The organism is Vibrio sp. T11.5, assembly GCF_027587155.1.
Classification (GTDB): Bacteria; Pseudomonadota; Gammaproteobacteria; order Enterobacterales; family Vibrionaceae; genus Vibrio; species Vibrio neptunius.
In genome coordinates this window covers 1-23,126 of sequence record NZ_JAPPTP010000038.1, presented here as the reverse complement: position 1 = coordinate 23,126, position 23,126 = coordinate 1, and the positions used below count along the sequence as shown (strand labels likewise).

Sequence of the window (23,126 nt, the reverse complement as noted above, 5' to 3'; positions counted from 1 at the left end):
TCATTACCTAACCAGACAGTTCACTGATATAGCTTGAACATTGACTAAGAAGTAGTAGGCGGCCCAAAACAAAAAAGGCGACAGTTTCCCTGTCGCCTTTGATTATTCAGCATCTCGCTTCGATTATTCCCAGTCGAGAATCACTTTACCTGATTGGCCGCTACGCATCGCATCAAAGCCTTTCTGGAATTCATCAACCTTAAAGTGGTGAGTGATGATTGGCGTCAAGTCTAAGCCCGACTGAATCAGCGATGCCATCTTGTACCAAGTTTCGAACATCTCACGGCCATAGATACCTTTAATCACCAGACCTTTGAAGATCACTTGGTTCCAGTCGATGCCCATATCTGATGGCGGAATACCTAGCAGTGCAATTCGGCCGCCGTGGTTCATTGTCTTCAGCATGGTGCTGAATGCCGCCTGAACACCCGACATTTCAAGGCCCACATCAAAGCCTTCCGTCATGCCCAGCTCTTCCATTACGTCTTCAAGCTTCTGTTCCGCAACGTTAACTGCACGGGTCACACCCATTTTACGTGCAAGCCCCAGACGGTATTCGTTCACATCTGTAATCACCACGTGACGAGCACCGACGTGCTTAGCCACTGCTGCAGCCATGATACCGATTGGGCCAGCACCTGTGATCAGTACGTCTTCACCCACAAGGTCGAAAGATAGTGCCGTGTGTACAGCATTGCCGAACGGGTCAAAGATTGATGCTAGATCGTCTGAGATGCCTTCAGGGATTTTAAATGCATTGAATGCTGGAATCACTAGGTATTCAGCGAATGCCCCTTCACGATTTACACCCACACCAATAGTATTACGACATAGGTGAGTGCGGCCGCCACGACAGTTACGACAATGACCACAAGTGATGTGGCCTTCGCCAGAGACACGGTCACCGATTTCGAATCCGCGAACTTCCTGGCCAATAGCAACCACTTCACCCACGTATTCATGACCAACGACCATAGGAACAGGAATCGTGTTCTGAGACCACTCGTCCCAGTTGTAGATATGAACATCTGTACCACAAATCGCGGTTTTCTTAATTTTGATCAGAATGTCATTATGACCAACTTTCGGTTTTTCAACCTCAGTCATCCAGATGCCTTCTTCAGGCTTTAGCTTAGATAGCGCTTTAATTTTCATTACTTAATGATCTCCATGTCACGACCCACTTCGATGAAGGCATCGATGGCGCGATCAAGTTGCTCGCGCGAGTGTGCCGCAGACATTTGTGTACGAATACGTGCTTGACCTTTCGGTACGACTGGGAAAGAGAAGCCAATCACGTAAATACCTTTTTCTAGTGCGCGTTCTGCAAACTCAGCCGCCACTTTCGCATCGCCAAGCATGATTGGAATGATCGCGTGGTCAGCGCCACCCATAGTGAAACCCGCGGCTTCCATACGAGTGCGGAAATGTGCTGCGTTTTCCCATAGACGGTCACGTAGGTCACCACTTTGCTCTAGGAGATCGAGAACTCGGATTGAAGCATTAACGATGGCTGGTGCTACCGAATTTGAGAACAGATATGGACGAGAACGCTGACGTAGCCAGTCAATCACTTCTGCTTTACCTGAAGTATAACCGCCTGATGCGCCGCCCATGGCTTTACCTAGCGTGCCTGTGATGATGTCGATACGATCAACCACATCGTGGTACTCGTGAGTACCTGCGCCTGTTTTACCCATGAAACCCACCGCGTGAGAGTCATCCACCATTGTCAGTGCGCCGTACTTATCAGCAAGGTCACAGATAGCTGGCAGGTTAGCGACTACGCCGTCCATTGAGAATACGCCGTCTGTCACGATAAGGATGTTACGAGCGCCCGCTTCTTTAGCCGCGATTAGCTGCTGCTCAAGCTCTTCCATGTTGTTGTTTGAGTAACGGAAGCGCATTGCTTTACACAAACGAACACCATCGATGATTGAAGCGTGGTTAAGGGCATCAGAGATGATCGCGTCTTCTTTACCCAGAATCGTTTCGAACAGGCCTGCATTAGCGTCAAAACAAGAGGTGTACAGGATTGTGTCTTCTTTACCAAGGAAAGTAGAAAGCTTTTGCTCCAGCTCTTTGTGGATGTCTTGAGTACCACAAATGAAACGAACAGACGCCATACCAAACCCGTGCTTATCCATGCCTGCTTTACCCGCTTCAATTAGCTCAGGGTGGTTAGCAAGACCAAGGTAGTTGTTAGCACAGAAGTTAAGCACTTCTTCACCTGTAGAGATTTTTACAGCCGCTTGCTGCTGAGAAGTGATGACGCGCTCTGACTTGTAAAGACCTTCAGCCTTTACTTCTTCAATCTGTTGTTTGATCTGTTGGTAGAATGCAGAAGACATTTCAAATTCCTTGCTAGTTATTATGTTAAGCACATTGCTTATTAATCACCTTCGTTTGCAAATTCGAAGGCGTCAAAAGTTGCCCTAAGTGTAATTCAAGCACGCCATTTTCATTATCCCACCAGATGGAAAAACATTAGTGAACCACAGGCACAAATAAGGTTTTTTTATGATAGACATCACGAACTATCCGGTGTTTGATGACATATTCTCTATTCATCGGCTGCTAGAGTAAGTTTGCATTTGGTATGGTTGATACTAAAAATGAAATGACGACAGGAGAGAAATACAAAATAGGCGTCGGTTAGTTTGACCTATACGCCTGTTTTGGTGACATACAAGGGTGTGCGTGTTACTTTTCTAACACTAAGGAGACAATGGTGAGCAATACGACAGCGAGCGCAGCCAGCAAGATATCTTGCATCATTGAGCCCAAGTCTAGAAGAAAGCCTGGTTCTTGCATTTTGAGTACCTCTGCTGTTTACTATTTAGCCACCTTATCGACTCAACAATTCATTAACAACCGATTTAATTCTCAATTTAAAGACACATCACGGTTTCAATTTGGTTAATTCAAAACTTATCGCTTTGCTCCCAGATCTTGCATCCTTCATTTTGATCGTTGATGAAGGCAGCTTTACAGCCGCAGCTAAAAAGCTCGATGTAACGCCTTCGGCCCTGAGCAAATTGATCACACGGCTTGAGTCAGCCTTGTCCGCCAAGCTGTTTGAGCGCACGACTCGAAAACTCGTCATCACGCCTACTGGGCAGCAGGTTTATGACCAAGCGATAGTGATGGTCAATGCCGCCCAACAAGCTTGGGAGCTATCCACCACTGATCACAAACAAGCCACAGGCTCTCTTACCATTGCAGCGCCAGAGGCCTTTCTCAACTCTGTTTTACAGCCTTTTGTGGTGCCTTTTTTAAAACAATACCCAGACATTCAGCTCAAGTTGCGTGTTGCTGATGGCGAGATTGATCTACTCAGAGACGGGATCGATGTTGCCTTCAAACTCACCGATAGACCCGATGAAAACTTAGTGCTTAAAGAGATCGGAAAAACTAACTTGGTCTTGTGTGCAAGCCCAGATTACATCGACCAACGTGGGATGCCATCCCACCCTACCGATTTACAACATCATGACTGCCTGTATTTGGCTGAAACAGAGCGAGACAACATCTGGGATTTTTTCAAAGACGACGAATTCCATTCGATGACGGTATCCGGCCGCTATGCAGTCAATCATTCACAGATGCGTCTCACTGGTGTGAAAAATGCGCTCGGTATTGGTATCTTTCATGATTTTGTTATCGCCGAAGCCATCGAAAAACAACAGGTTGTACCTGTACTTCCTGATTGGACGATCAAAAGTAATTACCATGGTGCCGTCGCCATGCAGTACCCGCAAACCAAATACATGCCCGCTCGTCTGCGTGTTTTTATCGATTATATTAGCCAAGTGTTAGGCGATAAACTCGCCAGCCATTAACGAGAAATCCTATGTTTAATAAAATTCATCACGTGGCGATCATTTGCTCTAACTACTCAGTTTCTAAGCAATTTTATACCCAAATCATGGGGTTCGACATCCTCGCGGAAAACTATCGCCAAGCGAGACATTCTTACAAACTCGATCTGGCCCTGCCAGATGGCTCGCAACTTGAATTGTTCAGCTTTCCCGACGCGCCAGAAAGGCCGAGTTTCCCAGAAGCACAAGGCCTTCGCCATCTCGCTTTTGAAGTCGGTAGCGTGGCAGAAGTCAAACAGTATCTGGAAAGCAAAGGAGTTGACGTTGAACCCGTGCGCATTGATGAATTCACAGGTAAAGCCTTTACTTTTTTCCAAGACCCAGACGGACTACCTCTCGAGATTTATCAAGCTTAGATGGATTGACGAGGTAGTCATTGTCGCTTGACGCTACGATGTGCTTGCTGATGAGACCAGATAAGTACCTTTTCAAGCAAGCAGCGCCGGACTCGCTTTTTGACGATCCGGCGAGGCTTAGGATCACTCATTCAATTTCTCCCGTTCCGCTTTAGACACTAGATCGCTATCTCTACGCGACGTTCTGCTCTCTAACACCACACAACCAACACCGCCGATTGCGTAGGCAAACAGATCCTTCCAATCAAACGTCGCCCCCAGAGCAACGTGTAATGGAGAAGAAGGCTCGATACCCAACCATTGTGCCATCTGAAAGTACTGACCAACCTCAACCAAGAAGGCCACTGCCACCACCAGTAATGCCAATACCTTAGGATCCATTCGAATCACAGACGCTATGGTGTGGTAAAGCCACACCACAACTAATACATCACCAAAGGTCGGCCTGATAAAACTATCGCGAACATAACCCGCAATAACAATCAGGAGCACAAGCATCATCAAACTCTTCCCAGCATAGTACGTCGAAAAACGGACACCAATACGTCTAGAAGCAGTATGATTGCAGCCCTGACTAATTTCGTTGGATTGAGTTTTATGCCTCTGTGCTGCTTGAGTGTTCATCGCTCGCTGCCTCCACTGATTTGTGACTACGTTGATACCAGTCGACATTTCTGGTGATCACCATAACGACGCTAAGAATCACAAAGCACAATAGTGTCCCCATCAGGAGCGCGTAACTTTCTGCCTCAAGTAACCCGAAGAGTAACCCGTATAGACACAATAGACTCGCTCCAAATACTGTACCCTGCTTGGTGTTGTCTAACATACCACCGACGTAGACACTCAAAAGACAGGTCGAAGCCAAGACAGAGATGACATAAGCCCAGTTAAACCCCGTATGCTCACTGAGTGAGATCAGTAATAGATAGAACAGCGCCAAAGCAAGACCAACAAAGCCGTATTGAACAGGGTGGACAGGGCGAGCCTGAAACAATTCGAGCAAAAAGAAACTGGCAAACACAAGCGTAATGACAAGCAATGAATAGTTAATGGCACGATGCGATTTGAGGTAATGATCAACCGGATCAATCAGTTCAACCCCCATTTGACGCTGCTCCAACTCATAACATGATGACTCTTCGTCCATGCAATTTTTAAACAGTTGTGAAACATTGGATGAAAAATTGTTGCTTGACCACTGCGCGCTGAATCCAGATTCAGATACTGAGGATGATATCGGTAGGAAATCCCCGATGAAGCTTGGATGCGGCCACTCAGAAGAGAGTTCAACGGTCGAGGTCGTTCCGATAGGCGTGACCTGGAGCTTGCCCATTCCCTGCAGCAAGAAATTAAGCTCGAAGTCGAGGGGTTGAGAAGGGTCTAAACGATCCAGTGTCAACGGAGTATGAAAGCCTTGCGACAGTCGCTTGATATCTGTTCCCGGCACAATATCAAGCGCCTCTCCTCCCAGATTCATCTGCTCCAGTTTCACTAGCCCACGGCTGTCTTGGACACCAACCACCATGGAAATGTTTTCGATTTGATACTGTGCAAGCTCGTTCAGAGCCGACAGATCAAACGACCCTTTGAGCACGCTTTGCGCTTTATATAGACGAGCTTTGTAGATACCACGATATTTTTCAAAGCTTTCCAAATGAGCAGACATATCAAAAGTAGTTGGCAAAATGTAAGCCTGACGCTCAACCTGGTAAGTTTTCTCTTCATGACGAACCGTTTCCGTGTAATCAATCGCGATAAACGGGCCGGTAATACGTTGTTCGCCACTGCTGCTGCGTGCAATCTCATCTCTCACTTCTTGCTGACGATACGATCGTTCAGAAACTAGGCCACTGACCATAGAAACCGGAATTTGCAGCAAAACAAACAAAAACAGCACAAAGCCAAACTTCATGCCGAGTGGGTTATTGAGGATTCTCTTCATTTTTCTTCTCCTTAGCTGATGGTTTAACGATAAAACAACCAGTTGGAGAATAGATGGAGTCTATATGGAGTTTTTATGGAGAAGGAAAGTGTAAGGTCACTTTGACGCCTTGATTAACATTCTCAATCAATAATGAACCGTTATGCAGTTTGACAACTTGCTCAACAAAATTTAGCCCGAGTCCGGTACTTTTCACACCATTTTGGCGTGCAAGCGAATAGAAACGTTCCGTGAGGCGAGGCATCGCGTAATCAGGAATCGCAGGCCCAGTATTGAAGATCGACACAGCAAGCTGTTCATCTGACTGAACGTAGTGCCAAACAATCGAGCCATTGCCATCAACAAAATCAAGGGCATTGTCCATAAGATTAAACAAGGCTTGCTGAAGCATAAAACCGTCACCGACCAGCACAATGTCACAGCTTGTCATCACTTCGCATGTCACGCCTTTGGCATTGAGCCGAACATAAGAAGCCGCGACGATTTCGTCCAACATAGTGTTGATATTGATCGACTCTTGCTTGTCTAAATGTGGTCGTTTCTCTAGTCTAGCCAGCTCCAGCAGCTTATCGACTAACGACTGCATGCGGTCACTTTCGCGCTCAATGTTCGCTGCAAATCGTGTCACTTTTTCCGCCGGTAAAGGCATTTGCAAAATTTCACTGGCGCCTTTAATCGCCGATAAGGGGCTTTTGAGTTCGTGAGTCAATGTTTGCACATACTCTTCAACATACTGCTTGCCATCGAGTTGATTGCGCATGTGTTCTAACGCATCACTCAAGGTACCGTATTCATAGAACACGCGAAATGTCGGCTTAGTAACTTTCTCACCCTGCCCCAATTTTACTGCGTAGTTTTCCAACTTGTTCAATGCTGAGTGGATGCGCCAAGCAAATAAAGCCCCTGCCAGCAATACCAAGCCACTCATCCAAACCATCCAGAACAACACATTGCGCTTCGAGAGGTCAATAAACGGCTGAACGGAACGATTGGACTTTGCCACCGTCACGCTGCCAATGATTTCGCCCTTGTGATAAATGGGAGCGGCAACGTGCATCACCGTTGATAGAGGATCATTAGGGTCTTCGGCCGTGCTTCGCGCACCATATTGGCCACGCAATGTCAGATACACATCGTTCCATTGCGAGTAATCTTCCCCGACATCTTGTTGCCATGAGTCTGCAATCACAATGCCACTTTTGTCCGTGATGTAAATACGATGGTTTATCGCTTTTTTACCTATTTCCCAGATACGCGCTTCAGGTTCTCTTAAACCATACGCGGCAAGAAGCTTCGAAAATCGACTGTATGAGATCTCGCCATTTGCTACGTCTTCTTCTGCCAGCACAGCCAAGAGATTCGCCATATCCACCAGCGTTTCTTCGGTGGTTTGGCGCACGGTCGGTTTCAGCTCCTGAATCACAGTAGAACTCACTGTGTAAGCTGTCATACCGACAAGAACGAAATACAAAAAGAACAGTCTTAATCCGAGTGGGATCTTAGGCCATGGCATGATTACTCACCCTTTTTGTCGTAGTAATAACCAAAACCACGCTTGGTGCATATTCGCTCAGCCATAGCGAAGGGTTTCAGCTTGTTGCGTATCGCTTTGATGTGGGAATCAATATTTCGCTCGTAAGACGCATGGGGAGCCATGTCAGCCGCAACCATTAACTGTTCACGATTTAATACACGGCAGGATACTGCGATAAGTTTGCTCAAGATCTTAAACTCCACCGCGGTTAAGCCCAGCGGCTCACCAGCAACGCGATAATCAAAGTTGTCTGCCTTGAGATCATCATCCATCGATTGTGGAGGAACAGGTTGAGTGATGACTGGGCGAGATTTGATACGAAGTTTGATTCGCGCCAGCATTTCCCTTGGGCTAAAAGGTTTAGTGACATAGTCATCGGCGCCAATTTCCAGCCCGACAACACGATCGATTTCATCATTTCTTGCCGTCAGGAAGATAATCGGCACATCAGAAAACTCGCGAATGGTTTTACACAGCTCAAAACCATTTCCATCAGGTAAGCCAACATCAAGCACCAGTAGCGCAGGCTCATTGCTTTCAATATACGCCAGCCCTTCACCCGCCGTTGAAAACCACATAGGCTGATAACCATCCATTTCGAGAACATGAATTAAATTCTCCGCAATGGCTAGTTCGTCTTCAATAATGACGATGGTTGTTTTATCGCTCAATATTTCGCTCCATGGGGTCAGTTTTGTTCCATAACAAATTCATGATTAGAGACCATCCTTGGTGTGGATCGCTCAAAAACCAAAAAAGCGCATCGGCCAAGTCACTTCGCCCATTTCAATCAAATCATAAATAGTGAAAAACACGGCGCAGATAACCGCCAGTTTCAGCAGACGATAAACGATCAACATAAAAACTTCCTTATGGATGAAAATAGCCGCGAGTACGGCTGATAAGACACCGAGAAATAGCAACCACGTTATACCTTTTACTGATTGAGATTTCGAGCACTAAACCGCGCAAATTTACTCTATGCCTGTGGCAACACTAGACCCCTTAATCTTGATATGCATCCCATTTAATACGCTCACTTAATAAAAATATGGTCGAGTTTGGCCATTTTAACCGCTTTTTAACCCTCGCATTCCTAGCATTCGGCCAATACTGCACACGAGGAAGAGACCAATGAGAAAACATGCTTGTCTACTGGCCCTGACCTTGGGGTTAACATCCCCAACCATGGCCATCCCTATCCCGGATGATCTGGACACGGAACTTCGTAAACTGATTGAACAACATAGCCTGACCGGAGAGCCAAATAAGGGCTTTGAAATACCCAGTGTCGATTCAAAAGAAGTCAAACTAGGCAAACTGTTGTTTTTCTCCAAAGCACTGAGCGGCAATAAAGACGTGGCTTGCGCCAGTTGTCATCACCCCTACCTTGGTGGAGGTGACGGATTATCACTCTCAGTGGGTACACTGGCTGAAAATGAAGATGTACTCGGCCCGGGCAGAAAAACGACCACGGGCCAGTTCTATGTAGCACGAAACACACCAACAATTTTCAATTCAGGATTGTACAAGCGCAGTTTATTTCGTGATGCTCGTGTTGAATTTGTTGACTGGCTAGACCCAAGCAAAGGGATCAGTACCCCTGACGTTGCATTTGGTGAAGCGGACCCAAATTCAGGCGACACTCTGTTGTCTGCTCAAGCTCGCTTTCCACCTGTTACCGCATCTGAGATGCGTGGTTTTGACTTTATGCAGGATGCATCCAATGAGGCCGTGAGAGCCCATCTAGCTGCAAGGATCGGCAATTATGGCGACGCTAAAGGCGAGTTATTTCAAAACCAGTGGTTGGAAAAATTCGCAGCCGTTTATGGCGACGACAAGTCACCGGAGAATCTGGTAACTTTTGCTAACATCACCCGTGCACTCTCTGCTTATCAGGAGTCGATGAACTTTACCGACAACGCCTGGAACCGATACGTAAAAGGCGATTCATCAGCACTGACGGCATCCCAAAAGCGTGGCGCATACCTGTATCTCTACATGCCACCCCCTCCATCTGACGGCGGAAACGAACCAGACTTTCTGCCCACACAATGTATTGGCTGCCACAACACAGACACCTTCAGTCAAACCAAGGATTCAAACTATCACCGCCTCGCCTTTCCACAAATTGGCCCCGGAACCGGAGAGCCGGGTATGGAAACCAATGACTTAGGTCGAGCCCATCGAAATGCAAGTGATGCAGACATCTATAGCTTTCGATCAGGCACGCTGTTAAACATTGAAGTAACAGGGCCATTCGGACACGCAGGAAGCTACGACACTCTCGAACAAGTCATTGAGCATTATGATGATTACCATCAGATACTTGACCAATACATTGACGAGATGGGCTGGTGCGAACAACCTCAGTTTAAAGATGTCGACCACTGCAACAGCTTGTTTCCAGATACCAGAGACAACACAGATAAAGCCGCCAAGATCATTGATGACGAAATTGCCGATGGCGCCCCAGTGTTGCAAAAACTCAACCTATCAGATCAATCGAAAGCCGATCTGGTTAACTTTATGAAAGCCCTCACCGACCCTTGTGTGAAAAGTGCGGAGTGTTTGCAAGCTTGGCTACCGCAGCCAGAAGAATCCGATCCTGACGGGCTTCAACTGCAAGCTATTAACTATCAAGGGGTTCCCCTTTATCTGCCCTCTAAGTGCTCGGAAGGTGACACCCTGCATTCTGGTGAAAAGCTGACCAAAGATCAGGGCGAGTGTATTTCTGGCTCAGTGGAGCATTTTTACTTTGATGTACAGAGTGATAACACCACCGTCTATCTGAGCAGCCGAGACGGTCAAGGCGATCTCAAGCTCTACTACCACCCTATGACTTGGGCATCTCAACAAAATGCGCTAGCGGAATCGGTCGGTGAAGGCACAGAACAAGTGTTGATCATCACACTAAATCAAGGACGTCACTATGTGAGCGCAATCTCACAACAAGGGTATCAAGGCGTTTCTATCGCTGTGGGTGAACGCCCTGCCAATAAAGAGCCTGGTGAGCATCCAAAAGCTATCTCAGACCAATGTTTGCACTCTGCTCCTGTGTCATTTGGCGAATTACAGAGCGGCACTCCTATCTGTACGGCACAAGGCGAAAATTCCTATTTTATCAAGATCACTGAGCCTAACAGCACTCTGGAAGTCAGAACTAGGCACGGTTCAGGCAACACCGATTTGTACGTTAGCCCTTATTGGCCAAGTACAAACCAGTTTGAATTTTCATCTCGACGCCCCGACAGCAATGAGTACCTGAGGATAGATTCACCCATGCCCGGCTGGTATTTCATTCTTGCAGCTGGCGATGGGCTCAATCAAGGCACGTCACTGCAAGTGGATGTCTCAACACAAAAATAAAGCAATATCTCAATCGAGGTAATTACAGCCAAGCCAATAAAGGGCTTGGCTTTCACCCATTTATTATTCTTACATTTGGACACGCATGATTAACACAATACTGGTTGAAGACGATGCTGGCTTAGCAGGCAACATCATTGATTTTCTTGAACTTGAAAACATCGCATGTGATTACGCCAGTACTGGCGACACGGCACTCAATCTGATCGAAAAAAACCACTATCAAGTCATTATACTGGACATCAACCTTCCTCGGCTTGATGGCTTTAGCGTATGTGAACAACTTCGCTCGCAAGGGGTCGCGGTTCCGGTCATCATGTTAACCGCCCGAAGCCAACTCGAAGACAAACTGAAAGGTTTCAAGGTTGGAACTGACGACTACCTTGTCAAACCCTTTGCCATGGCAGAATTGGTTGCAAGAACAAAAGCCCTAGCAAACAGAAAAAGTGGTCAACTGACCCGATTCAAAGCAGGGAACATCCTATTTGATGCCCAAGAAAATCAGACCTATATCGACAACCAGCCTGTCAAACTGCTGCCGACCAGCCTGATTATCTTGGAACAACTGATGCGCGCTTATCCGCACCCGATTTCGCGTCAATCTCTGAATCTCGCCATCTGGGAAGATCGATTGCCGAACAGTAACGCCCTTAAAGTCCACATCCATTATCTACGTAAAGCATTGATTCAACATCAGAGCAACGTCTGCGTAGTATCGGTAAGCAAGCATGGATTTAAGTTGCAGGACAGCGATAGTGACCACCAATGAAATTTAAAATATCGAGCTTAAAACACTATATGATCGCCATGCTTCTTACCGCCGCTTTGATTCTCGTGACCCTGATGTCTACGCTATGGTTGCTGCACTTTTTTAATAGTCACGACAATATGATAAAAGGAGCTCTACTTGATATCGCTTATCAAAGCGGAGAGGAAAATACTGAGTCAAATCCACGTTTCGTCAAGGCGACAACATGGCATCACTTGCCGATTGAAATTCGCCGTCACTTTAATCGTGAGCAACTGGCTCCAAACCAACTTCATCATAAGTCCGATCGCAGCAACCCATTCTCTAGGCCTACTGAGTCCCTGTATCTGATGCCCATAACCAAGCCTGATGGCAAGTTGCACTATGTTGCTCATCATTTCAAAGAGCCGCCTAATGCCCCCGACGCAAACTGGTTCGAAACTCCCGAAATTCAGGCGATTCTTTTCGGGATATTCGCATTAAGCTTGTTCCTGTTGATGTTGTTTATATTTATGTACTCAGCCGCTAAGCCGATCCAAGACCTTTATCAGTGGGCGCGACAACTTAATGCCAACAATATGAGCAGTACACCACCAAACTTCCAATATAAAGAATTAAATACGCTTGCCATGATTATTCTCGATAGCCTGCGTAAAAACCAAGCCTCACTCCAACGTGAACAGGAGTTTGTCCGCTACGCCAGCCATGAACTACGCACTCCTATTGCCGTGATTCTTAGCAGCGTAGAGCTGATGGATAAGGTCGAAAACAAATGGCAAGCAAAAAGCCACAGCGCAAAACAACGCATCAAAGACGCCAGCCTCTGCATGGCTGAACTCTGCGACACATTATTATGGCTGAACAAGGCAGAACGCTCTCAGCTTACCACTCAATCTGTTGCATTCTCGTCACTATTGCACTCCGAAGTAGACAATCTCAGCTATCTCATCCAAGCCAAAAACATTGAGGTGCAAATCCACACCGACAGTTATCAAACAAGCCTGCCCTACGCGGCCATTAAGATGATAGTGGCCAACCTATTGCGCAATGCCGTCCAGCACACCCATGAAGGTGTGATCACGATTATTCAGCGACAAGAAAATATTCAGATCATTAACAAAGAGAACTCTAGCAATCATGATAACGGCCCGGACAACTCGGGGTTTGGGCTCGGCCTGATGTTAGTTAAACGCTTGTGTCGACAGCTAGGATGGGATTTCAGATTTGAAAAGACGCACGACCTATGCCGTGCATCTTTATTGATTGCGCAGCCAAACCTTAGGTTGACTAAAGGTTCAGATGACGCTCTTTGCGAGCAAAACGCGCCTTAAACCAGGTTTTAGGCGCTTTCGTCAACAAAATGCCACACAGCAAAGGCAGCATCAGAGCCAATGACTGGTGAGACAGCATCTCACCATTGATAAACGCGGAAATAAACAGCGCAACCACTGGGAAAATCAGAAAGCAGATTGACGCCTGAAACGGTGTCGATACCTGTCCGAGCTTAAAGTACGCCACAATACCGCCAACACTGGCGACGAAACCGAGGTAAACCACCGCAGAGAGCGAGTCCCAGGTAAATGAGCCAACATCGACTCGCTCTCCGATAGACGAAACCAAAAATAACAGTATAGATGCCACCAAACAGGGTAACGCGTTATAGGTTAGCACCTGTATGTCCTTGCAATGTTTTTGCACAAGCACATACATCACCGCGTGAATCGCCACAGCCAACCCCAGAGCTGCCGTGCCGATCAGGTAGTCAGAACCGCCCATCTGCATTTCATTACCTAATATGAGACATAGGCTTATCACTGCCGTGATAAGGCCACATACCTGATGTTTGGCAAGTCGTAACCCAAGGAACAACCCAGACATTAACATCACAGCCACAGGCATGTTGGCAAAGATGATCGAAGCCAGACCGGAAGAAATGTATTGCTCACCATAAATCATTAAAGTGAAGGGAATGGCAAAGTACATCAGCGCGACAATGATCACCCACTGCCCTTTCCCTTTCGGAAAGCGTAATGGTTGCCCAAAAACTTTCGCCAGCAAAGCCAAAAGCGGAGCCGCAAGTAGAAAACGCAATGCGGTAGCAAATATCGGCGGAATAGAATGCAACGCCACTTCCATAGCAAACCAAGTGGTTCCCCATATTAAGCAAACAGAAACAAAAAGCACAAAAGTAAGAGACTTCGAATTCATGGTGATTACTACTCATTAAATCATTGTGGTAAATCATCGGCTTGTAGAGCATCAATGACGTAGCACAGTATACGGAGTTCACCAGAGAATTTTTTTGCCTTTAAACCTATCAATAATCAATTTTGGAGAAATTATTTTCTCAAATAAGCCATTTATAGAAAAATAACATCATCAAAACCTCTCAACTCAATGTCATTATTTTCTTTGCGGTTATTGATTATTTCCTTTAATTTTATGTTGAGCCAAACACATCAATACCAGTGATAGATAGGCAAGAAAACCGGCGTGGAAGGTGGTGCAAACTGCGATATCAACCTTGCCCGCTCAGATCACAACAGCCATAGACTTTCCAACCTTCCCTACTTCATAGCCAAATAACAAGGCCTGAACGACGTTCAACGTAAAGTTGGCGGAAGTGAGTAAGACACCTTAAAATACCACTGACCTTTGTTCCTGTTGTGAGTAACCTCAAAGTCGCTGATGAGTTTAGTACTGGACGATATTTGATGGCGTCAAGTTAGCTAGCATTGATCGCAACCTAGCCCCAGCGAGTGTATTCTGGGCCCCATTGCAAAACCAGCGCTTAAAACGACTAAAGTAGTGGTTACGGTAGTAAGACATTCCGATGAAGTTGTTGATTTACTTACTGCGAGCTCGAAAATGCAGGAAACTAATCTAATACTTCAGACAAAAATTCTGAAGGTACGTATTAATGATTGAAAAAGAAATATACGAGTTGACGAGAGATGATCTCAAACAATACCCTATTTGGTATTTCCCAATGGACGATACTGTAGATGATGAGTTAACTATTCGACCATTTGCAGGCGACTGCCAAACAAATGATTATCAAGTTATTGCTCGTACAGTTTTTTTTTACAAATGATGGCTCAGAATACATGGGTTATATCTATTGGAACAATCCAAATAATGTTGAAGATGTTAAACCGGTTGTGTTTGTAAATAATGAAGACTGTGTAACATTTTGGAATGGGATAGTCGAAGCTAACTGGAGTGATTATGGCGAGGAGCAGAAAGAACTGCGAAGCAAACTCCCACTAAAATACTCTTCAGAAACCGTTCAAGGTCTTGAGTCTTTGTCTGGTAAATTAGAGGGTCTCTATTATTTTAAAGATGAAAATATAGCGTTCAAACCTTAAATCTAAGTTAGATTTATCAGTGCGTTACCTTAGGCCAGAAGTGAATCCAAGGCTCAAAATAGATAATATCAAGAAAAGAATGGCCTGTCGTGTGTGTGGTTTAATACAGTTGGATCCACCATGGGGTGAAGATGGAAAGTCACCCAATTATGATATCTGTTCTTGTTGCGGGGTTGAGTTCGGCTATGAAGATTCTACGGTAAAGGGCGTTGCTACTTATCGAAAAAATTGGCTAGAAGGCGGTTCAAACTGGGAAAATGGCGCAGAAAAACATGCTGATTGGAGTGTAGATGAGCAGTTGAAAAACATACCACTCGATTTTAGTTGATGATGCCGCGTTGTATCTGTTCCGTGATTCAGAGCAGATTATCATTGTGACGCAGTTCGATGCCACAAAATTAAAAAATTAAGAACAGGTACCAAGTTGCATTTTCATTGTCGAGCTGCGAGTTGTTACGCCGATGGACGTTTTATCAGATTCAAAGGAGTGCAGTAATTATGAGTACTTTGCATTACGTTAAAGCTAGCGATGTCGATTGCAATTTCTGTTTTCTAGAAGTGTCTCGAAAAAAGAATGAAAGCCCTTTTATGGATGTCAGAATATCTGATGACAGACAGCTATCGTTTCATATATATAGAAGCCAATCAGATATGTCGGTTTCGCCCGAAGAATGGATAGAAATTCATGAAAAAGCTCTATCTTTCTATAAGTCAGAATTAGAAAATCAAGATACTTTTGAAAGCTGGGGCAAGTAGTTGCAACCCCAACAAAGTCCCAACCAAATGGCTGGGGCTATGACACTTATTGCCCATATAATAGCTCATCGACTGAACTGTGTAAGATCTCAGCTAACGACACTAGTGCAAGGCGCGAGCATACTTTGATTGATTTTTAACCCAAAGAATGTTTGTGATCTGTAATCGTTGAATTAAGAACAGGCACCGATTTGAAATTTCGAATTTCTGTAGGAGAAAATGGTAAAATATGAACAGAATTTCCTGTGAAATAAATTTCAAAATAGTCGAAATACCGAAAGAGCCTGTGACGAAAATGGGCCTAACGCGAGTTGATGGTAGTTTACATATATCAAGTAAAGGGAGAGTGATTTTCAGTGAAGACAGCACATGCTTAGCTGAATTTGCAGCAAAATTGTCTAACTGGTTAAATAATGGCTATCCACATTATCCATTTTTATATGAGTCAATGGACTATGAAGATCCTTATATCATTAGAGCTGAAGTAATTGATAGCGATATTATTTTATCTTCTCCTTGGATGGTAGAAGGCATCAGTTCTCCCCTAACTTTTAATCTGAATGATTTTATAAATGCAGCAAGGTTTTTTTTGGTTAATTTTGAGGAAGAATTGCCTAATATACGTTCTATTTATAAATACTCTCAAAGCCCTTCGGTGCTTTATCTTTACCCAAAGGTCATTAATAAATCAGATGTCCCAAGAGGAGCATACTAGATGCAGCTAACGCTGACAGAGTGTTGCTTCCCGTGGGAAATAATGGATATGCGGTATATCAAGTTGCAAAAAATGGTACCGCTAAACTGAAAACAACACTAATTAAAAGAGATGAGTAAAAATGAGTAACGCGCCTATTCAAATAAAAGTTAGTGATGATGATGACGAAGTGGCTTATTTATATTTGCCCGCTCATCCGAAGAAATCAGTTCCTGGAATCGTAAAAAAGCAGCTGAGGCTTGCTGATGTAATTGAAAATTATAAAGGCCCAGACATTTATCTAGATTTTGATCAAGATAATGAGTTAATAGGAATTGAAGTCACTTAACATACCAAAGGTCCGCTAGAGGCTTCAATGTAGTTTAGATAAGTACCGGTTAGCCGATACTTCTGATGAGAGACAATCCGTCGATGTCGATTACCGAGTGATATGATTCTGTGGCTAATTGGTAAAAGTAAATTAAAGACAGACACCGCTTTACAGACATTCTATAGAGATGCTGATGCATTCCGAGCAGCAATTGAATTTGCAAAGGGCTTTGATATGAGAAAAATCAATAGGCTGGAAGCGATAAAAGAGATATGCGGCAACAAATTATCTAGCCTTAACTTTAATGAGCGAGAGTCCATTATCCTAGATTGGTGGGGAATGGATGGGGATGATATTGAATTTTCTAAACTGTCTGAGCAGTTAAAATGTCAGATATTAGAAAATGATGAGCCGCCAGAGGATTGCGAGAACCACAAGTATGATGAGCTTATACTCATCGCGTTGTTGTCTGAATACAAGGGTGTGAAAAATATTTTCATTGCTGAATCGATGGTTACGATGGGTCTTGGAACTTATCACGTAGAAGGTGAAGTAGAGAAGCTGGAAGCCTGCCCATGTTGCAACTACAGAACACTAGCATCCAGAGTAGACTATGACATTTGTGGATTATGTAACTGGGAAGATAATGGCGTTAATGATGATGAGAAATATAGTGGGCCTAATCATATGACACTGGGGGAAGCCCGTGAGAATTTCTTGAGGGACATAGAGCAGTTACCAACAAATAAATGGGTCAAGGCTTAATTTTTAAGCCTTACATTTAATGTTACAAAGGGAGTAGCTCGTGTTCCTGGGCGAGTTCAATCAAGAAGTAACCTCTAATATTAAATTAAGTAAATTAAGGACAGGCACTAAATTGCACTTCGGTAGCAAGACATTCCAATGAAGCCGCTGATTTACTCACTGCGAGCTCGAAAGTCCATGATGCCACTAAAGCGACAGATGCAGCGCTGGGTGGTGTTACAAAGAGAGTAACTACTCAATTTGAAAAGAAAATCGAGAAGCAAATGGGAAAGCGAGGTTGGGATAAAGACAGCGTTAACAGTACGATTGAGAGCCCACATAAAACTGTTTCGACAAGAGATACACGATGGAACAGTGATGGGACTCGTCGCGATGAGCCCGCTACAGCTTATATCCGTGAGGATGGGCACTATGTTGTGCGTAATGATAATGACGGTACGATTGTCCAGATTTCAAATCTAAACAAAGCGGACTGGAGATCTCCTTTTGAGTGACATGAATATGATGGAAGTTGACTTATTAAAATCATTTAATGATAAAGGTGTTTTTTGCGATGGTGAATTCATTGTGTATAAGGCGCATTGTGCAGCATTTTTGCAGGTTAGCAAATCTGCCGGCTTTGCGGTTATAGGTATTGAGGGTTTCTATTTACTAAAAGATGGAAGCGTGAAACCCAATCTAGACGAGATTGCAGACTTTTCTGATATCAAAAATGGGGATAGGCTCGGCGAGTACATTGAAGCCTGTTTTGAGGCTGCCAATCGTTTCGTAGTACATATGAACTCTAATGGAAAAAGCGATGGTTATTGTTTTACATTGACGCACTCGTGAAGTTAACGATTTCTGTAAAGTTTTAATGTTACAAAGAGACTAGGAAACTTTGCTGATGAGTCGAAACTTGTAAGCCATTTTGAAAAGTATGGAGCTGAATTTGGTGCTAAGAATGCGGACGAGTACTTATCTATGGCTAGAAACGTTATGCAAGATGGAACTAAAGTGCAGTACGCCTATAAAGGTGAAACTAGAACAGGGTTTGTTCAACTAATGGGTACCAATAGAAAAGGCCAGGCTAAATTTTCTTTCGTAGGTACGAATGGACAAGGACAAATAACAACGCTACACACCAAGAGTGGTAAAGATTTCTGGAAAACTCTAAATGGTAATGCGAAAGACAAAGTTATAAGACCCGTTGAATAATGATTACATATAACGCAAAAGTTCTTGGATTAAATCCAGATATTGAAGAAGAAGTTACGCTTGAAGTTAATGGTGTCGAGTTAACCTGTTTTGCAGGAGTTTGCCCCTATGAATTAACTATTGGGCAAGAGTATCCCGTCACATTTGACATGCTGGATTTTGAATTGTCAGAACAGGAAGACGTAGAAGAAACCAGCTTGACAAGAGTCGGTAATACCTATGCATACGAGTTAAGAGGTAGGCTAAACGGCAATGCCATAGACGCAGGTATTAAGGTTAGTGATGAGTTTTTAGAGTCTGACTATGCTTATCTGGATGGGAAATTTATATGTCTCAATGCAGAGAGACTGGACGTAGAATTTCTAGATAAATAAACCAAAGCCCTTCGGGGCTTTTTCTTTGCCCACAAATCATTAATAAAACGGATATTTATTAGGAATGAATTAAGGACAGGCACTAAATTGCAGCTCAATCGGATGACAAAAGCTTTGCTTTGGCTCGGCGCTAGCAGGTTGTTGCTATGACTGTAAATTGTAATTGGTGGTCCTCTGGTTCTGGAAGGCCACCACTATGGCCAGAGCAAATGAGCATTCTTGCTAAGCTGAATTTGGAATGTACATTTGATATATACTGCTTCGAATAACAAAGCCCGCAATCGCGGGCTTTTTAATATAAATGAAGAACAGGCACCGATTTGCAGTAGTCTAATAAGACAGGTACCAAATTGTTTCACCGCTAGCCAATTCGGTCAAAGACATCCTGAAAAGCGTTGGTATGGCTGGCGCCGACCATCTAATTTATGATCGGGATTTTTCAGATGCCTTCCTAGTCTCCTTCTTGCAGACTACTTCCAACGGCTATATTAACGAGTACATGCAAGGCTTCAATGCTCTTGCTCAGAGCTTTGTTTCTGGCGTCGTGGGAGGTATGATTACCAGTGAGATTTACGGTGGAGAATTTTCCGCAAACTTTGCCCACGGTTTTATTGGCTCTTACATCGATTATACTCAAAATGCGTTGGGGGGTATTCTTGACACCGACTTTACTTTAATCGAAGCACTAGAGCTGACAATGGACTATGTGCCCGTTGTGAGTAACCTTAAAGCCGCGTATGAGTTTAGTACTGGTGAGACGATATTTGGTGGCATCGAGTTAGAGCCTCTTGATCGTAATCTAGCCGCAGCGAGTATATTTTTGGGCCCCGTTGCAAAAGCAGCGGTTAAAACGACTAAAGTAGCGGTTACGGTAGCAAGACATTCCGATGAAGCCGTTGATTTACTTACTGCGAGCTCGAAAGTCCATGATGCGACTAAAGCGACAGATGCAGCGCTGGGTGGTGTTACAAACAGTGGAGCAAGATTCTTAGCTGACAAGGATGGGCGCATACTGGATATGGATATCTTCAAAGGACTGAAGGATTCAGGGCAAATATTAAAGGTTTCTAGAAGTGGTAAAGGTAGACCTGTAACCGGAGACCCTAATACTTTTGCTCGTACGCAAGGTGGCCATGTTGTCGTTTTTGGTGCAGATGGTCGCCGCACCATGGACATATCTTCTGAGAGAATTAAGTTTACCGAGTGGCATAAAGGTAAAGGTGGTCAGCTATTCCCGAGGGAAGGAAATACAACTAAGTTCGATGGGCCTGTGCCTCAGCAAATTTTGGATCAATTTGGTCTATAGGTGAAGAAATGAAAACAATAAGTGGTTTGGTCGAGCCTAGCATTTTATCTAGGTTCCCTTCAGGATTTCCTGAAAAAATTGGTTACACCGGCTACGTGTCGAATTGTGTGGGTTTAGAAGGCGTGTTGGCTTGCGCAGCTCTTTTCTCACCTGAATTTGTTGAGTATGACGGTGCAATATTTTTAAATAGTAATATTGAAAATAATGTACGTAATATTTCTACTCGCTTCGGTTCAAGCAAAAAGGAAGTTGAGCAATATAATAATTTAGTTTGTCTTTCAGAATTCTTTCTACTGGCAGAAGATGAGGCGTGTGAAGATGATGAATTGATGAAAACGTTTGCTGAGACTTTAATTTATTATTGGAAAGCCCGTTTGGAGTTTGTTTACCCAGATAAGAGCTTTGAATTCCTGTTAGAGGAAAAGCTGTTTGATGAAGATGGTTTGTGTCTTACTTTCTTCGAAATATAGTGTCAAAAAGCCCGCATTCGCGGGCTTTTCAATGTGCGGCTTGCTGAAGCATAGTATCCTGCATCTCCATCACAAACTGCTGCTTCGCTCTTGGTAGCTTCCTAACATGTTCGATCTGCTATTTAGGAAATTGAGAGCATAAATGAAGAACAGGCACCGATTTGCAAGGACTCTAAGTATTGCCTAGAAATATAGAATAACTCCACCATATCAACAGTAAAAATATAGCATTCAAATCTCAATCGCTAATAGCAGTCGTCATTTTTGTTATAACTGATTGAATAAAAGGGAAATAAGACGTTATAATCCCTCCCCTTTCTGGCTAGCGATAAGAGAAAAAATCATAAAGCAGGTCAAAATCGGCTTTTCGCCTATTTCTCAGCCCCAAATCACCTTCCATTTCACCAATCTTCTTGTTAGATCGCCTAAACCACTAGTTTTATTAACCTTTTTCAATTGGTTAAATTGTAATCAATAAATTAAACCGTACAATCGTTAGTATCATTTACGCGTTGAAGGAGGTCTCAGTTGACTCGCATTATTGATATGCACCAACTCACTGTCAGCCATATTGACCAAATCGTTCACCCGTCGAGACTGGAATACTATGACAGGCGTCATCGTAGGATAGACAAGCACCGTGACGTACTACTGGCTGATAATTTGCGCTGGGGAGATGGTGTGCTCGACGCTTTTGGTAATATAAAGATTGACCTCCCTTCAACGCTAGAAATTAAGCTCAAAAGCCTTGTTGGGATTCCTCTATACGTGGGATTGACATCAAAACCCTTGCGCCGCTTGGAGGAACTTGAGGGCAGCCCCCCGCCGCCACCGCCTTTTATGTCTGTTCTAGATTACGAAAAGAAATATGGCCCCGTAAAATATGGGCAGTATCCAGACAAGAGTAAATCTAGGGTTTATTCCGAAAGCACCCGTAAAGCGCTATCCGGCCCAACGCTGGAAGACATCGCCGCTGACCCCAGCTTACAAGGCATTCAACCGGTTAATATTGACCCAGTTTCCATGGCAGTTGAAGGCATTGTAGATATGTTGGATGCTGGAAAAAGCTTTACTAATAACCCAACCTTAGGCGGTGTGGCGTCCATCGCAGTATCAGCGGTCCCCGGCAGATATGCAGAGAAAATCGTCGATGAGCTGCCACTGAAAAAACTCGATAACGCGATGGCGAAATCGCTGCGCACCATGAAGCGATTTAAAGTCCCTTGCTTTAAGCCAGGACCAGAGATTAAAAAGAGTTTCAAAGGAAGAGAGCGCGAATTGGAAAGCCATTTCGCTCGTCAATTGAAACATCAGGAAGCGGGCCTCAATGATCTAACGGTCGGCGAGTATATTGAAAACCGTAACCGCTACGAAAAAATGAGGCGTGCGAAAACAGGTATGGCTCAGGAAGATTTCCGATATCAGTTTTCTCGCAGATTGAATAGCTCGTTATTAACAAGCTATAAGTTGCAAATGACTCCAATAGAAGCAGAAACAAGAGCAATCACACGAACAAAAGAAATCATGAATAATCTAGCCGCCTTACATGACCCTGATATGATAGCTGGCGGTAAAGATAAGGTGAATCGAATGGGCAACAAAGAAGTAAATGCCTCAATAGGCTCGCAATGGCGCCATAAATCACGCCTAACTCAGATGGATGAACAAGCACAACGCGCTTTGGAAAGATTAGGGCCAGAGACCAAAATGAATGTCTCACTGGAGCGCTGCCCATTAAGCGGAAGTAGATAAGATGAATGATGAATACTTAGAGTTTTTCCTGTCAAAATTTGGTAGCCCGACAGAAGTTGTCGTCGCCACCTCAGAGCAAATAGAGAGCTATCGTGGGGTCTTACCCGATAGATTGCTGGAATATTGGCAACAGATGGGTTTTTCGGGGTTTCAAGATGGCCTTTTTTGGATTACTAATCCCGCTGAGTTTGAAGGTGTGCTTGAGTCCTTCCTCAAGGGCACAGAGTTTGCCAATTATGACAACTACCATGTGATCGCGCGCAATTGCTATGGTCAACTA

General features: G+C 44.3%; 27 protein-coding genes. 20 read left to right on the top strand and 7 right to left on the bottom strand.

The genetic code is table 11. The annotated features are described in order from the left end of the window. Positions 1-123: 123 nt before the first annotated feature. Entirely contained in the window at positions 124-1,155 is a 1,032-nt protein-coding gene (tdh, locus tag OH455_RS22395; protein ID WP_269982843.1) for an L-threonine 3-dehydrogenase, read from the bottom strand. After that, complete coding sequence (locus OH455_RS22390; RefSeq protein WP_269982842.1) at positions 1,155-2,351, bottom strand: glycine C-acetyltransferase; 1,197 nt, start codon at positions 2,349-2,351, stop codon at positions 1,155-1,157. The genes tdh and OH455_RS22390 overlap by 1 nt, the downstream gene beginning before the upstream one ends. A gap of 564 nt (positions 2,352-2,915) precedes the next feature. On the opposite strand from OH455_RS22390, the gene OH455_RS22385 reads away from it, so the two are divergent. Both OH455_RS22385 and gloA2 read left to right on the top strand, forming a co-directional pair. Next, positions 2,916-3,842, top strand: coding sequence for a LysR family transcriptional regulator (locus OH455_RS22385; RefSeq protein ID WP_206370740.1), 927 nt, complete (start codon positions 2,916-2,918; stop codon positions 3,840-3,842). An 11-nt stretch (positions 3,843-3,853) separates the two neighbouring features. After that, positions 3,854-4,237 carry an SMU1112c/YaeR family gloxylase I-like metalloprotein gene (gene gloA2 / locus OH455_RS22380; protein ID WP_269982841.1) on the top strand — a complete coding sequence of 128 codons (384 nt, stop codon included), beginning with the start codon at positions 3,854-3,856 and terminating at the stop codon, positions 4,235-4,237. A 123-nt stretch (positions 4,238-4,360) separates the two neighbouring features. On the opposite strand, the gene OH455_RS22375 is transcribed toward gloA2, so the two are convergent. From OH455_RS22375 to OH455_RS22360, 4 genes are all read right to left on the bottom strand, one after another. Beyond that, a complete protein-coding gene (locus tag OH455_RS22375; protein ID WP_240478206.1) occupies positions 4,361-4,861 on the bottom strand; it encodes a ribosomal maturation YjgA family protein in 501 nt (166 codons plus the stop codon). Further along, positions 4,833-6,182 carry a cell envelope integrity protein CreD gene (gene creD, locus OH455_RS22370; protein ID WP_269982840.1) on the bottom strand — a complete coding sequence of 450 codons (1,350 nt, stop codon included), beginning with the start codon at positions 6,180-6,182 and terminating at the stop codon, positions 4,833-4,835. Before creD ends, OH455_RS22375 begins: the two co-directional genes overlap by 29 nt. Before the next feature lie 73 nt (positions 6,183-6,255). Beyond that, complete coding sequence (creC, locus tag OH455_RS22365; RefSeq protein ID WP_269982845.1) at positions 6,256-7,698, bottom strand: two-component system sensor histidine kinase CreC; 1,443 nt, start codon at positions 7,696-7,698, stop codon at positions 6,256-6,258. Then, positions 7,698-8,387: a response regulator gene (locus OH455_RS22360; protein ID WP_269982839.1), complete on the bottom strand. Its 690-nt coding sequence runs from the start codon at positions 8,385-8,387 to the stop codon at positions 7,698-7,700. The genes creC and OH455_RS22360 overlap by 1 nt, the downstream gene beginning before the upstream one ends. A 463-nt stretch (positions 8,388-8,850) precedes the next feature. On the opposite strand from OH455_RS22360, the gene OH455_RS22355 reads away from it, so the two are divergent. The 3 genes from OH455_RS22355 (at position 8,851) to OH455_RS22345 (ending at position 13,164) form a co-directional block, all read left to right on the top strand. After that, on the top strand, positions 8,851-11,085 hold the full coding sequence (locus tag OH455_RS22355) for a cytochrome c peroxidase (protein ID WP_269982838.1): 2,235 nt from the start codon (positions 8,851-8,853) through the stop codon (positions 11,083-11,085). Between the two features lie 85 nt (positions 11,086-11,170). Further along, positions 11,171-11,854, top strand: a complete 684-nt coding sequence (locus tag OH455_RS22350; protein ID WP_045977318.1) for a response regulator transcription factor — start codon at positions 11,171-11,173, stop codon at positions 11,852-11,854. Continuing rightward, the gene (locus OH455_RS22345) at positions 11,851-13,164 is read left to right on the top strand and encodes a sensor histidine kinase (protein WP_269982837.1); all 1,314 of its coding nucleotides are present in this window, start codon (positions 11,851-11,853) and stop codon (positions 13,162-13,164) included. The genes OH455_RS22350 and OH455_RS22345 overlap by 4 nt, the downstream gene beginning before the upstream one ends. Here the strand turns inward: OH455_RS22345 and OH455_RS22340 are convergent. Then, positions 13,121-14,041: a DMT family transporter gene (locus tag OH455_RS22340; RefSeq protein WP_269982836.1), complete on the bottom strand. Its 921-nt coding sequence runs from the start codon at positions 14,039-14,041 to the stop codon at positions 13,121-13,123. The two genes, OH455_RS22345 and OH455_RS22340, sit on opposite strands and share 44 nt — an antisense overlap. A gap of 712 nt (positions 14,042-14,753) precedes the next feature. Here OH455_RS22340 and OH455_RS22335 point away from each other — a divergent pair. The 15 genes from OH455_RS22335 to OH455_RS22265 all read left to right on the top strand — a co-directional run. Further along, on the top strand, positions 14,754-14,927 hold the full coding sequence (locus OH455_RS22335) for a hypothetical protein (protein ID WP_269982835.1): 174 nt from the start codon (positions 14,754-14,756) through the stop codon (positions 14,925-14,927). Between the two features lie 13 nt (positions 14,928-14,940). After that, a complete protein-coding gene (locus OH455_RS22330; protein ID WP_269982834.1) occupies positions 14,941-15,201 on the top strand; it encodes a hypothetical protein in 261 nt (86 codons plus the stop codon). A 91-nt stretch (positions 15,202-15,292) separates the two neighbouring features. Further along, positions 15,293-15,529 carry a hypothetical protein gene (locus OH455_RS22325; RefSeq protein ID WP_269982833.1) on the top strand — a complete coding sequence of 79 codons (237 nt, stop codon included), beginning with the start codon at positions 15,293-15,295 and terminating at the stop codon, positions 15,527-15,529. A gap of 170 nt (positions 15,530-15,699) precedes the next feature. Further along, a complete protein-coding gene (locus OH455_RS22320; RefSeq protein ID WP_269982832.1) occupies positions 15,700-15,957 on the top strand; it encodes a hypothetical protein in 258 nt (85 codons plus the stop codon). 229 nt (positions 15,958-16,186) lie between these two features. Further along, complete coding sequence (locus OH455_RS22315) at positions 16,187-16,672, top strand: DUF7878 domain-containing protein (RefSeq protein ID WP_269982831.1); 486 nt, start codon at positions 16,187-16,189, stop codon at positions 16,670-16,672. Positions 16,673-16,793: 121 nt separating this feature from the next. Beyond that, positions 16,794-17,000, top strand: a complete 207-nt coding sequence (locus OH455_RS22310; RefSeq protein WP_269982830.1) for a DUF2283 domain-containing protein — start codon at positions 16,794-16,796, stop codon at positions 16,998-17,000. A 102-nt stretch (positions 17,001-17,102) separates the two neighbouring features. After that, positions 17,103-17,747 (top strand): CPCC family cysteine-rich protein, encoded by a 645-nt coding sequence (locus OH455_RS22305; RefSeq protein WP_269982829.1) that lies wholly within the window; start codon positions 17,103-17,105, stop codon positions 17,745-17,747. Positions 17,748-17,953: 206 nt separating this feature from the next. Further along, on the top strand, positions 17,954-18,241 hold the full coding sequence (locus OH455_RS22300; protein WP_269982844.1) for a colicin E5-related ribonuclease: 288 nt from the start codon (positions 17,954-17,956) through the stop codon (positions 18,239-18,241). 7 nt (positions 18,242-18,248) lie between these two features. Continuing rightward, the gene (locus tag OH455_RS22295; protein WP_269982828.1) at positions 18,249-18,578 is read left to right on the top strand and encodes a hypothetical protein; all 330 of its coding nucleotides are present in this window, start codon (positions 18,249-18,251) and stop codon (positions 18,576-18,578) included. Positions 18,579-18,710: 132 nt separating this feature from the next. Next, positions 18,711-18,944 carry a hypothetical protein gene (locus OH455_RS22290; protein ID WP_269982827.1) on the top strand — a complete coding sequence of 78 codons (234 nt, stop codon included), beginning with the start codon at positions 18,711-18,713 and terminating at the stop codon, positions 18,942-18,944. After that, positions 18,944-19,318, top strand: coding sequence for a hypothetical protein (locus tag OH455_RS22285; protein ID WP_269982826.1), 375 nt, complete (start codon positions 18,944-18,946; stop codon positions 19,316-19,318). Before OH455_RS22290 ends, OH455_RS22285 begins: the two co-directional genes overlap by 1 nt. A gap of 400 nt (positions 19,319-19,718) precedes the next feature. Beyond that, on the top strand, positions 19,719-20,624 hold the full coding sequence (locus OH455_RS22280) for a pre-toxin TG domain-containing protein (RefSeq protein ID WP_269982825.1): 906 nt from the start codon (positions 19,719-19,721) through the stop codon (positions 20,622-20,624). A gap of 8 nt (positions 20,625-20,632) precedes the next feature. Beyond that, on the top strand, positions 20,633-21,094 hold the full coding sequence (locus OH455_RS22275) for a hypothetical protein (protein ID WP_269982824.1): 462 nt from the start codon (positions 20,633-20,635) through the stop codon (positions 21,092-21,094). 528 nt (positions 21,095-21,622) lie between these two features. Then, positions 21,623-22,846 carry a polymorphic toxin type 15 domain-containing protein gene (locus tag OH455_RS22270; protein WP_269982823.1) on the top strand — a complete coding sequence of 408 codons (1,224 nt, stop codon included), beginning with the start codon at positions 21,623-21,625 and terminating at the stop codon, positions 22,844-22,846. Position 22,847: 1 nt separating this feature from the next. Further along, positions 22,848-23,126 (top strand): GAD-like domain-containing protein (locus tag OH455_RS22265; RefSeq protein ID WP_269982822.1); only part of this gene is annotated, 279 nt, incomplete at its 3' end.